This is a genomic window from Paenibacillus plantiphilus (assembly GCF_927798095.1).
Classification (GTDB): domain Bacteria; phylum Bacillota; class Bacilli; order Paenibacillales; family Paenibacillaceae; genus Paenibacillus_Z; species Paenibacillus_Z plantiphilus.
On sequence record NZ_CAKMMF010000014.1, the window covers coordinates 111,950 to 123,907 of the forward strand.

Sequence of the window (11,958 nt, forward strand, 5' to 3'; positions counted from 1 at the left end):
ATGTTGTATTAGGGTGCAAAAACAGTTTTAATCGTTTCACTCACTACCTTGAAACGGGAATTAAGATCATATCCCAGCAGTTCATGAATGGCTTCCTCATGCTCATCGAGCTTATATTTTCTGGTGACCAGCTTCTCTAGTCCCGTCATTCGTCCAGCTAGATGAAGCGCCGGCTCGAACATTTGCCGGTACTCTCCTGCTCCGATAATCTTCACGCCGTTCTGGATATATTTTGTCGGCGAGAAGGTATACTCATACGTCCCGTTAATTCCGAAAGGAACGATTCTGCCGCCCCTGTCAATCCATCGATCCGCCGTCTCCAGCTGATTGCCGACCGTGTCGATGATGACATCGAACTTGCGCCCATCCAGCAGTGTGGATACATAATCCTCATTCAGTTGATCCGGGGTTATCGCAATATCAGCGATCGTCTCAGAGAAGCTAAGGCGGTAAGGATTGGGCTCCGTAGCTACCGTCAACCGTGTTCTGAGCGCCCTGCTGACCATCTGGCACAGAATGCCCATCGGACCTGATCCAAGAATGAGAACGGCATCGTTCTGCGTGACATTCGCCTCTAGAAAGTTATGAAGCACACAAGCCAGCGGCTCAATCAGAACAGCGGCTTCAAAGCTCATAGAGTCGGGAATGCGATGGACAAACCGACGATCGATAACGAAATACTCAGCGAACGTTCCCGGCGCGTTCAAGCCCGAAATGACCATCCCGCTGCCATCTGTCCCCAAGCATAGATGCGGCTGATCCTTGCCGCAGAAGTAGCATTGACCGCAGCTTTGGTTAGGATCAATCACGACCCGATCACCGACGCGTATCCCTGATACCTGCTCGCCGATCTCTGTGACGATGCCGACTGCCTCATGTCCTCGAATGACATCCGGGACGCCTTCTTCCTTGCCCGTAATTACCGCCAGATCAGTACCGCATATACCAGTCAGTCGAATCTGAATTTTCACATCAGTCGGCGTTCCAATTTGCGGTTCTTCTCTCTGATCCAGCTCCAGTAGGTTATTCCTTGTCCAGACTAATGCCTCCACATCGTCCACCTCCATAGTGTAACAACTATACAATGGCGGATTAAGAACCTGAGCGAAACATCCTGTACCCGTAGCCGGGCAATGATATCTCAAGCTCACCATTCATTGCTTCAACGCTCGTCCCTGTCCAAATCTCTTGCCAATGAGGACTGGAAGCTGCAATTGCAAGCTTCGCGGGTTCGGGACTAGCATTCATTACAACAATGAACCGGTTCCCATTATCCCATCTCTCATAAGCCAATCTATTATCTCTCTCTTTAGCATGAATAAACCGGAATCGGCCAGTACGCAGCGCCGGATACTCCTGACGCAATTTAATCATCGCCTGATAAAACTGGAATAGATCGCGGTTCTGTCCGCTTTCATCCCAGATCATGCATTTCCGGTTATCCGGGTCGTTCCCGCCAGTCAAGCCAATCTCATCCCCGTAATAAATGCAAGGTGCGCCATAATAAGTGAATTGGAAGATCACTGCCAGCTTTGATTGCTCGATATTGCCGCCGCACAGCGTTATCAGCCTTGGCGTATCATGGCTTCCCAGCACTTGAAAGGATGCTTCGACAGCCTGCAGCGGATAAGCAGCCAATTGAGCGCCAATTGAATCTGCAAACTCCTTGCCATCTATGACATGCCGGGCAAAAAACTTAATAACGCTGTCTCTCACCGGATAATTCATAACGGCATCCAATTGATCTCCGCAAAGCCATGCCATGGAATCATGCATGATTTCGCCAACAATGTAAGCATCCGGTTTAGCCGCCTTGACGACCTCCCGCAGCTTGCGCCAGAAGCGATGGTCAACCTCATTCGCCACATCCAGCCGATAGCCGTCAACATCCGCCGTTCGTATCCAATAATCCGCAATATTCAGCAAATAATCGCTTACCTCCGGATTGGAGGTATTGAACTTTGGCAAATTAGGCTCGAAGCTGAATGTCTCGTACGCGGACCCCTTCTCCATACTCCGCAAGGGCCACTGCTTAACGAGAAACCAATCTGCATAACGCGACCTCACCCCTTTCTCCAGCACATCAACGAATGGCGGAAAAGCATTGCCGCTGTGGTTGAACACGATGTCGAGAAGCACCCGGATACCGCGCTTATGACAGGCTTCCACAAGCTCCTTCAACAATTTGTTCGTGCCGAAATGCGAATCAACCTTCAAATAATCCTTTGTATCATATTTGTGATTCGTATCCGCTTCGAACAACGGTGTAAAATAAATCGCATTGACGCCCAGCAGCTCCAAGTGGTCAAGATGATCCATAACCCCCTGCAAATCGCCGCCAAAGTAATTGTTCCCTTCCGGCTTTCCTCCCCAAGCCTCCGTAATGGCAGGGTTTCTGGACGGATCTCCATTGGCAAACCGTTCCGGGAAAATCTGATAGAAGACGGCATCCTTCACCCATTCCGGGGTTTGAAACACATCGGCTGCATTCAGATAGGGGTATTCGAAATTACCGTCCGAATTGTCGGAAGGGACAGCCTTGCACCAACGTTCGCCATAAAACAATTGTTCATCGCCGGATTGCAGGTGAAACCGATAGCTTAATCGTCTGAACGGAGGCTGCACAGTCGTTTCCCAGTAGTCGAACAAACTGTCCGAAGTCAGCTTTATCATACACCCCCTGTTCTCTGTGTTGTCCCAATCATACTTATCTCCGTAACAGACGCTTGCCGACTCTATGTCGTCTCTTTTCGTACGTAAACGAAGATAAATCGTTGATTGGTCATAGGCAAATGCCCAATTCTGCTTGTGACGATGATACAGCGCTTCATGATTCATCACGGCCCCCCCTTTCAGTGCTGTACCTTAAGGCAAAAGGCACAACCCGTAATTCACTCATCCGTGAGGTTGTACCTAGAGGTAACATGGCCTTTTAATTTTTTCCAATACTTAACCATATTATTGCTTGTGATTGACTTAGCGCTGCTGTACTCCCATCTTAATAGAACGGGTCAAACTCTGTCAATCTTTACTATTTATCGTCTATAAACCTATGTATTAGATATGTTTTAGCTATTGACTTTATATTAATTAGTTCTAAATACCTATTGGTGAATACGCTTACATTCTCTTCCATAAATTACATCTGAATGAATGCGTTTTCTTTGTAAACCCTCTATCTTTCGTTTTGTTTCACAACGATTTCATTTCTATTTCAAATTGATTGCGCATGCTGAATGCAAGCCTTTTCATCCAACATATTGTCTGAAATTTCTATAAATTTACAAGACCGAGTTTGTTCAGCAGCTAATTGAAGTGAATCGTGAAGTTTCAGAAAACTGTCTGCAGCACATAATGGAAATTTGGGTATTTGGGATCACTTCTGAACTCATACCTCCGGCTCAAATGAAGAAATATGTCAGATCTTGCGTCCTCAAAAATTTCAATTTCAATACATTTGCTTGGAAATCAGACGAATTTATCGAATCATACCGCCGTTGTACCGCAACTCATATATTTTTTGACCGTCCAACAAAATGATTTCCTTGCCATAAAAGTCGTCCAAAGTGCCTTCATACTCATTCTCAAAAACATAATTATTGTCTACATATCGGTGCGGACCGCGATAAATAGAGTCTGTATCGACCAACATTAATGCTTTTCGCAGAAAACCATAGACAGGAGCGATGAAGTCCCATGATGCATTTGGATGAATAATCCCCCCTGAATAGACCATCGACCAGATCGGACGATTCTCCAACGCAACGGTTTCTTGCCCAATAAAAAAAGCAGAGCCGAAATAAATATCGCGATAGAAGTAGTCGCCACTCTCATATTCAAGTTGCTTGGACCCATTTAATAGCGGTTGAACTGAAGCTTCATCCCCCTGAGATGCGTAAGTGCTTCTCTTGGCTTCTACAAGAAAGTGAGTAAGCAATTCATAATTAGTAGACATAAGATCCCCCTCTAAACAATGTGTTCATACTTTATATCATCACTTCACCATAAGAACGGAACAAATGTTCCCTAACCAGAATAACAGAACCCTCATATGATCAGCAATCTCTAGTAAACAGGAAAAAAGCTGCCCCTAAGTAGATTTCTACAAATGGACAGCTTTTCATATCATATCGGCTCCGCTCACCCCTTGTCTATTCGACAAGATCGTCCAGAAGCAGCAGTGCGTGAATATACACCTTCATTGCATCCCAAATATTTTGCAGCCTTACAGCCTCATCCGGCTGATGCGGGCCGCCCCTGCCGGGCGGGAAAGGCTTGCTTGCATCGGAACGGCTAGGACCGAAAGCTATCGCGCGAGGCAGCTTGCGGGCATGTGTCGCTCCCCCCATCACATAAGGCTTCTGGTCCGTTTGCAGCACCGAATTAGCCAGCGCCGTCAACTGCTGCACGACAGGATCGTCCCCGGAAACATAATATGGCGGGTTATCATGCACATTCTCCAGCACAAAACCGTATTCCGCTCCTCTGACTCTCAGTCTCTCGACAATATCATCCGTTTTGGCTGAAATAGGGTAGCGGATATTCGTATTCACGGTCAGTCTTCCGCCCGACAGCCTTACAATTCCAACCGTATGCGTTGTTTTGCCGGACACCTCATCCTCGTACGCAATAGACAATCCCTGACCATAATAGTCGGCGAAGGATTCGGCTATAAAGGAAACGGCCGACGAGGCGCTTCCTGTTACAAGTCCATGCCGCAGCAGTGCCGCAGCCAGCTTATGGATCGGATTTATCGTTCCTTCGGGGAACGCGGCATGTCCGCCCAAGCCTTCCGCTTCTATTGCAACCCCTTGCGGGTGGGGAATTGCTTTAAACGATTCGCCCAGCGCCGTTTGAACCTGCTCAGGAGTAAAGCCGCTAATGACCGCTCTGGCCGTGCTGGGCACTACGTTGGACAGCTCGCCGCCATAAAAGTCCAGCAGGTTGCCATCTGCAACATGAGCAGTAAAGTCTGCCGTCAATATGCCCTTCTCCCCGTTGCCTACTGGAAAGTAGGCGTCCGACACAATAGAGAAAGCAGGGTCTTCCTCCTGCAAGTAATAGGCGACATCCCGCATCCCCGCTTCCTCATTGCAGCCAAGAAAGACAGAAACCGTATGCTTGAGCGGAATGCGATGCTCCTTGAAAAACTGCAGCGTATAGATAACACCCGCTGCCGCAGCTTTGTTGTCTCTGGCTCCCCGCCCAAACAGATAACCATCCTGTTCAAACGGCTCATAGGGATTGAATGTCCAGCCCTCCCCTTCGGGAACAACGTCCAGATGGGAGAAAAAGCTGATTTTCCGCTCACTCTTGCCCGGATATAGGGCAGAAATGCCATAGTAGTCATGATTGACCGCTTGCAGCCCTGCCTTGACAATAATGTCCTGCGCTTCATCGACAGCTTGAGCGCAGCCGCTGCCGAACGGATGCTCCGCTTCAGGATCAAAGCCTTCGTACACGCTGCGCACGCGCACCAGCTGCTTGATCGACGCAATGATTTCCGGTTTCTTGGATGCAATCCAGTTATCAATCATCTCATCAGAGACTTGATGGCTGCGCTCTGTCATGACCGGACGAGCCTCTGCGCCCTGAGGCGGTCAATCTCTGCCACAATATCCTGAGACAGCTTCAGCTTTGCTCCGGCAACATTTTCCTGCAGATGCTTCTCGGTACGGATGCCGCAGATGACATTGATATGCTCTCCTTTGGAGCGCAAATAAGCAATGGCAAGAGCGGATTGGCTGCAGCCAAGCTGCTGGCGAATAGCATTCAAACTCTCTACAAAATCCAGCGCGGAATGGTAGAGCGGCGGCTCCCACCAAGGATCGCCCTCCCGGGAATCTCCCTTCGGCAGCTGATAATCGCGGCCAAACTTCCCGGTCAGCAGTCCATTGGCAAGCGGAGAATAGGCGTGAAAGCTGATGCCATTAGCCTCGCAAAGCGGTAAAATCTCGTCTTCTACATCATTCGCCAGCATATTGTAGCGCCGCTGCACAATGGATACCTCTCCAAGCTCCAAGTAGCTTTTAATATGATGCGGATCGCAGTTGGAGGCTCCTATCGTTACAATTTTGCCTTCCTTCTTCAAATCCATCAACGTGCCGATTGTCTCCTCAATAGGAGTGTTGAAGGGCGGCATGGCCGGATTGTGCGTATAGTAGACGTCAATGTAATCTGTATTGAGGCGTCTTAAGCTCTCTTCGACTTCGATTCTGATCGTCCGGCTGCTTAAATTGCGCTTCACCGCATGACCATCCCAAGTGAATCGGTAGGTTCCCTCATCATCTCCCCACCAAAGTCCGCATTTGGTAGACAGCACAACGCTGTCACGTCTGCCCTTCAAGGCTTTCCCGATTATTTCCTCGCTATGCCCAAAGCCATATACCGGCGCTGTATCTATCATATTGATTCCGGCATCAAGCGCCGCATGTATGGTGCGGATCGATTCCTGATCATCCGTATCGGGATAGCGGAACCCTCCTCCAATACCCATAGCTCCGAGAGTAATGACCGACGCCTTTATGCCGGAGCGTCCAATTTCCATATGCTCCATAAGAGAAAGCCTCCTTTAGTTATCCAGCCGCAGTATTCCGCCAACGCCTACATTTTCATCCGAATGCTCTTTAATAATTACGATCGTTTTGACTGGACCGGACGATTGGAAAAAGTCATCCGCCGCCGCTTGTATGTTCTTCACTAGATCACGCTTTGCATCAACAGGCTTGTTGGGCGCCGTGTAGACGAAGAACGTTATTTCTTCCCCGCTTTTTTTCGTGCTGGTTTCTTTCGGCAGTTGATATAGATGCACGCTTCTCAGCTCAGGGGGCAGCTTCAGTCCTGTCGTTACCGCCGTTCCAATAATGTCGATGAAGCGTTCCAGTTGCTCACCTGCTAATGCTGTGTTTGAGACTCCGATTACGGTTGCCATATTCGTTATTCCTCCCAAAATATAATTTGAATTCTACTCCGCCAGCGGTTTTTTGACGCCGCTGTACGTTTCTAAGAGCCACTCTGAATATTCTTTAGAGGTCATAATTTCAATTGCCTTATCGAGCCACTCCAGATTGCTCTTGCTTTCATGAACAACAAACAATGTGCCGCCATATGTTTTGTAGACTTCCGGCGTCTCCGCCAGCAGGGCGGTATCCACCGTTATGGCAGGGTCCTTCATCTGATACACCGTAATAGACGGCGCCGTCATCGCGTCCAAATCGGGGAAGATGCCCACTCTGTTTCTAGGGTCTGTCTCCACAAATTCAAGCTTCTTAGTATTTTCAACGATATCAAGCAACGTAGGCAGATCCACCCCCTCCTTCAGCTTAATAACCCCGTTATCGGCAAGCAGCTGAAGCTCTCTCGCACGGTTGGCCGCATCGTTGGCAATGCCGATTCTTGCACCCTCAGGCAGCTCTTCAACAGATCCGTATTTCTTCGACACCAACAACACCGGCATTGTAAAAATAGAAGGGCCATACGTTTTGAGATGCGTATTTTTGCTGCTGTTAAAGCTGTTCAGATAACGCTCATTTTGAAAATAGTTCGCGTCGATGCTGCCATCCTCTGTAGCTGTATTAATGGCTACATTATCGTTAAATACGCGGGCTTCAATGTCGTAGCCTTCCTGCTTCAGCTTTTCCGCTACATATTCAAGATCGGGCTGCTCGCGGGCAAGTACCCCGACCACTATTTTTTTGTCCGCATTTGCATTGGCGCCCGACTCATCCGTCTGTTTCTCTGATGAGCAAGCAGCTAATAAGGCGCTCGTAAGCAATAGTGTTACAAGTAGAATGGATGCAAGTTTTGTTTTCATCTGATGTAGTCCCTCTCTGCAGTAAGTTATTTCAGCTTTCGGTACAAGGCATTGCCAGCGATTTGAATGAATTGCACAATGACAATAAGGACGAGGACGGTGCTGTACATAATCGTATCGTCGAAATTTTGATAGCCGTATGTCAAGGCTACCGCTCCGAGCCCTCCGGCGCCGACAGTTCCTGCTATAGCCGTATAGCCCAGCAGCGACACAATACCTAGTGTCATGCTCGATATAATGGACGGAATCGATTCGTTCACGATCACATGCCACGTAATTTGCCAATCCGACGCTCCGAACGATTTCGCCGCTTCAATGAGCCGGGCGTCGATTTCCTTGAAGCAGCCCTCCAGCAATCTGGCGATTAGCGGAGAGCCCGCAACAGTAATGGAGAAAATAGCAGGGCCAACCCCTATCGAGGTTCCGACTACAAATCGGGTGACCGGAATAATGACAATAATGACGATGATGAAAGGAACGGAACGCAGCACATTAATAATGGCGCTGATCGTCTCATAGATGACGCGATTCGGGCGAAGCCCTCTGGAGTCTGTTGTAATTAGAATAATCGCCAATATAAAGCCGCAGACAGAGCAGGTTACAATCGAGCCTCCGAGCATTAGAAACGTATCGCGCAGACCAGGCAGTATTATTTTTGACAGCATCGTTTCCAGATCGTATTGATACATGCTACACCTTCCTCCACTCCACGCGATGCTTGTCCAGACAGGCCTCGATTCGGGCAAGCTCCGTATCGTGGATACGAATCATAAGCGCTCCGGCAATGGAATCGCTGTACTTGCTCAGTCCGCCCCAGACAAGCTCGAATTTCACGCCTGTCTCAATGGCCAGCCTGGAGAGAATATCATCGTTTTCTCCGTTGCGCTGAATAATTTCAAGCTTGATTTTTTGATGATGGGACGTGTCGTCGCGATAGTTTTCTTCACCCATGAAATCGTCCAATAGGTCAGGCATATTCAGAAAAATATCCTGCGCACTGCCGGCGGCCTTCAGCTTGCCTCCGCTCAACACCCCCATTTTGTTGCAAATTCCTTTTACGACGGACATTTCATGCGTAACGACGACGATTGTAATGCCCAGCTCTCTGTTGATCTTTTTTAACAGCTCCAGAATGGACTGCTTAATATTCGGATCGAGTGCCGAGGTTGCCTCGTCGCACAATAAAATTGTCGGGTTCATAATAAGCGCGCGCGCAATGGCTACCCTTTGCTTCTGTCCGCCGCTTAGCTGCCTTGGCAGCACATCGATCTTTTCCGTAAGCTCGACAAGCTCCAATACTTCGCGTATTCTCTGATCGACATTGTTCATCTTGGATTTAAAGCATTTTAGCGGAAACAATATATTCTCATAGACGGTTTTGCGCTCCAGCAGACTGAACTGTTGAAAAATCATCCCTACGCCGCTTCTGAAATAACGAAGCTCCTTTTTGTTAAGACGGTTAATATGAACGCCGTCCACGATCACGTCCCCGGAATCAAACGATTCCAGTCCGTTCATGCAGCGCAGCAAAGTAGATTTGCCCGCGCCGCTGACGCCAACGAGGCCGTATATATCTCCCTTATCAATTGTCAGATCGATTCCTTGAAGAACCTGCTTGCCATCGAATGTTTTGCTTAGGTTTCTTATTTCGATCATATCGTGTACCTTACTTTTCACTTATTTTTACTATCGCTATATCTCTTCAATAGCGCGCAGCGCAAGCTGGCTTAGCGCCAAATCCTCCATCGGAGGATTGTGCAGTCCAAAGCGAACATCGCGATACATGCGTTGAAGAGGATGGGTCATCGCCAGACTATGCGCGCCAACAATTCGCATGGCTTTATCAACGACGGACAAGGCGGTTTGTATCGCATATACCTTTACAGCTGCAAAATCTTCATTGGCTACAGTGAGCTGGCTGTCATATTTACCGGCAATGGCGTACATAAAATGACGGGCCGACGACAGCTCCATCTCAATCCGTCCGATCGCTTGCTGAATATGGGGCAGCTGAGCGATCGGGTGAGGCAGACTGTTCGGCTGATAACTTTTGGCAAAGCGTATAGCTTCATCTCTTGCCGCAAGAGCAATGCCCAAGTAGACGGCTGGTATGCACAAATTGTGGGCGTTGCTCTGATTTCCCTTCGCCTGCCCGGCGCCTGAGCCGCTTCGCGAATTCACCTTGGCGGCTGCGGGCACATAGGCCTGCTGTAGAACCAGATCGTGGCTTCCCGTCCCTCTCATGCCGACCATATTCCAGGTAGCCTCAATAGATAAACCTTCCGTCTCTCGCGGAATAAGGAAATCCGAGAGGCAATCCGCATCCTCATCGAATGCCGATACAATAAAGTAGTCGAGAACAGGCGCCAGCGAAGTGAACGACTTCCTGCCAGTCAACCGATAGCCATTCTCCGTCTTACTGGCTGTCGTCTGCGGCCTGCCGCCCCGCGAGGGACTGCCGGTCGCCGCTTCCGAATCCGCGCGGTTAACCAGCGCGCCGCGCTCAAGAACTGCCTTGCACAGCTCCCTATAATCGCTTTCCTTCCATTGGCGCGTCTTGCTTAATTGCAGCACCGTATTCATATGCCATCCAATCGCCAGCGCAGCAGGAGCATCCGTCTTGGCAATCCGTTCCTGATACAGCAGCAAATCAGTCAAGGACAGACCCTCTCCCCCAAGCTCGACCGGTACAGCCAACTGAGGATATCCGATCGCTTTCAGGTCGGAAATAAGGCCGTAGTTGAAGCCGTTCGTTTCATCGGCTTTTATTGTCCCGGCAGTATTTCGCTGCAACACCTCGTCCAAGCGGGCAAGCCATTCTTGCTGCGTTCTTACAAGTTGGTTCTGTGCAGAAGGCATTTCGCATCTCCCCCACCTTTCTCCACAAAGTTAAATTTCTTGTTTTAAAAATATATCAGCTCAAAATGACGAACAGAATGTCCAAATGTGATTTATTCGCTTGTCCAATTATGACTATTCCAATCATTTTACTATGATTTTAATTCCAAAGGTATTATAATCGTTGCAAGCTTTACAATTCATCTATCGCTTTGACTTCATTCAAGGAGGGAGTACTTTGTTGAAGAGGCCTATCTCTACAAACATAGATCATTCAAGGAAATATCTGTTTGTACCAACTGAATTTGAAAAATCAAGCGCTGCATGGCCGCTTAGAATTGGTATTCATGAGAATGCCAGCCATTTTCATACAGGTCCTCGTGTCCTGCCCTATTACAACTTGATTTTCATTCTAAATGGAGAAGGTTCATTTATCCAAAAAAGCAAAACCTACCATTTGCGGCGCAATGATATATTTTGCTGCTTTCCGCAGGTGTCTCATGAATATTTCAGCAATGACGCTCATCCCATGAGCTATATGTGGCTTGCTTTCGAAGGGCCGCATTCCGGCCTGCTGCTTGAACGTATCGGCATCAAGCATTGCACGCCGTACCAGTTCAATGCCGCGAACCCGAATGCGCTTGATTTTCTCCAGACATTAATTTCGTTGGCGAAAAACGACTTTGAGCGTGATCAGGATCTGACGCGGCTAATTACGTTTCATCAGGTATTCAAAGCACTGTCTGCAAAAGTATCAGATACGGACCGGAATCAGGTATGCTCGGATGAATGGCTTGAGCGTGCCAAGGAGCATATGGAGCTGCACTACTCAGAGGATATTAATATCGAAACCGTGGCCCAGTACGTAGGGATAGAGCGATCCTATTTCTCAAGAAAATTCAAGCAGTCCTACAAAATTACACCGATGAAATATTTACAGGAAATACGAGTATCGGCAGCCAAAACATTGCTCAGGACGACGGAGCTGAATCTTTCCGCCATTGCTCAATCCATCGGATATGTCGATATGTTCTCCTTTTCCAAGGCATTCAAGAAAGGAGCAGGAATTTCACCCAATGAATACCGCTCCTCTGTCAAATGAAGCTTGCGGCGGGAACAGCATACCATGCCGCTGCAGGCGGATATGTCGATACGCTTCTACGCACAGATTCCACCATACGCAGGTAGTCTAGCTACGAAGCTGCTTGATCCCTGCTGCAGTTGACTTTCACTAACTATACGATTCGCGCCTCTAGGTACGCTGCACGAAAAAGATGCTGTCCCAATTAGCAGCTTTCTACTAATGG

The 11,958-nt window shown here is 48.4% G+C and carries 11 protein-coding genes; 1 reads left to right on the forward strand and 10 read right to left on the reverse strand.

The features are described from left to right. Window positions 1-8 precede the first annotated feature (8 nt). The 10 genes from L6H65_RS13910 to L6H65_RS13955 form a co-directional block, all read right to left on the reverse strand. Complete coding sequence (locus L6H65_RS13910; protein ID WP_236343142.1) at window positions 9-1,052, reverse strand: zinc-dependent alcohol dehydrogenase; 1,044 nt, start codon at window positions 1,050-1,052, stop codon at window positions 9-11. 40 nt (window positions 1,053-1,092) lie between these two features. After that, window positions 1,093-2,838: an alpha-glycosidase gene (locus L6H65_RS13915; protein ID WP_236343143.1), complete on the reverse strand. Its 1,746-nt coding sequence runs from the start codon at window positions 2,836-2,838 to the stop codon at window positions 1,093-1,095. A 640-nt stretch (window positions 2,839-3,478) separates the two neighbouring features. Then, window positions 3,479-3,955 (reverse strand): DUF5680 domain-containing protein, encoded by a 477-nt coding sequence (locus tag L6H65_RS13920; RefSeq protein WP_236343144.1) that lies wholly within the window; start codon window positions 3,953-3,955, stop codon window positions 3,479-3,481. Between the two features lie 196 nt (window positions 3,956-4,151). Then, a complete protein-coding gene (locus L6H65_RS13925) occupies window positions 4,152-5,570 on the reverse strand; it encodes a Sapep family Mn(2+)-dependent dipeptidase (RefSeq protein WP_236343145.1) in 1,419 nt (472 codons plus the stop codon). After that, window positions 5,567-6,556, reverse strand: coding sequence for an aldo/keto reductase (locus L6H65_RS13930; RefSeq protein WP_236343146.1), 990 nt, complete (start codon window positions 6,554-6,556; stop codon window positions 5,567-5,569). Before L6H65_RS13930 ends, L6H65_RS13925 begins: the two co-directional genes overlap by 4 nt. A 15-nt stretch (window positions 6,557-6,571) precedes the next feature. After that, a complete protein-coding gene (locus L6H65_RS13935; RefSeq protein WP_236343147.1) occupies window positions 6,572-6,931 on the reverse strand; it encodes a hypothetical protein in 360 nt (119 codons plus the stop codon). A 33-nt stretch (window positions 6,932-6,964) separates the two neighbouring features. Beyond that, entirely contained in the window at window positions 6,965-7,813 is an 849-nt protein-coding gene (locus tag L6H65_RS13940) for a MetQ/NlpA family ABC transporter substrate-binding protein (protein WP_236343148.1), read from the reverse strand. 26 nt (window positions 7,814-7,839) lie between these two features. After that, a complete protein-coding gene (locus tag L6H65_RS13945) occupies window positions 7,840-8,502 on the reverse strand; it encodes a methionine ABC transporter permease (RefSeq protein WP_236343149.1) in 663 nt (220 codons plus the stop codon). Window position 8,503: 1 nt separating this feature from the next. Beyond that, a complete protein-coding gene (locus L6H65_RS13950) occupies window positions 8,504-9,469 on the reverse strand; it encodes a methionine ABC transporter ATP-binding protein (RefSeq protein ID WP_236343150.1) in 966 nt (321 codons plus the stop codon). 36 nt (window positions 9,470-9,505) lie between these two features. Continuing rightward, entirely contained in the window at window positions 9,506-10,672 is a 1,167-nt protein-coding gene (locus L6H65_RS13955; protein ID WP_236343151.1) for an acyl-CoA dehydrogenase family protein, read from the reverse strand. Between the two features lie 217 nt (window positions 10,673-10,889). Here L6H65_RS13955 and L6H65_RS13960 point away from each other — a divergent pair, with 217 nt between their 5' ends. Further along, the gene (locus L6H65_RS13960) at window positions 10,890-11,753 is read left to right on the forward strand and encodes an AraC family transcriptional regulator (RefSeq protein ID WP_236343152.1); all 864 of its coding nucleotides are present in this window, start codon (window positions 10,890-10,892) and stop codon (window positions 11,751-11,753) included. Window positions 11,754-11,958 lie beyond the last annotated feature (205 nt).

Bases quoted from the DNA above. Each gene is read 5' to 3' on its own strand.
- L6H65_RS13915 (WP_236343143.1), bottom strand. From the start codon at position 2,838: ATGAATCATGAAGCGCTGTATCATCGTCACAAGCAGAATTGGGCATTT.
- L6H65_RS13920 (WP_236343144.1), bottom strand. From the start codon at position 3,955: ATGTCTACTAATTATGAATTGCTTACTCACTTTCTTGTAGAAGCCAAG.
- L6H65_RS13925 (WP_236343145.1), bottom strand. From the start codon at position 5,570: ATGACAGAGCGCAGCCATCAAGTCTCTGATGAGATGATTGATAACTGG.
- L6H65_RS13930 (WP_236343146.1), bottom strand. From the start codon at position 6,556: ATGGAGCATATGGAAATTGGACGCTCCGGCATAAAGGCGTCGGTCATT.
- L6H65_RS13935 (WP_236343147.1), bottom strand. From the start codon at position 6,931: ATGGCAACCGTAATCGGAGTCTCAAACACAGCATTAGCAGGTGAGCAA.
- L6H65_RS13940 (WP_236343148.1), bottom strand. From the start codon at position 7,813: ATGAAAACAAAACTTGCATCCATTCTACTTGTAACACTATTGCTTACG.
- L6H65_RS13945 (WP_236343149.1), bottom strand. From the start codon at position 8,502: ATGTATCAATACGATCTGGAAACGATGCTGTCAAAAATAATACTGCCT.
- L6H65_RS13950 (WP_236343150.1), bottom strand. From the start codon at position 9,469: ATGATCGAAATAAGAAACCTAAGCAAAACATTCGATGGCAAGCAGGTT.
- L6H65_RS13955 (WP_236343151.1), bottom strand. From the start codon at position 10,672: ATGCCTTCTGCACAGAACCAACTTGTAAGAACGCAGCAAGAATGGCTT.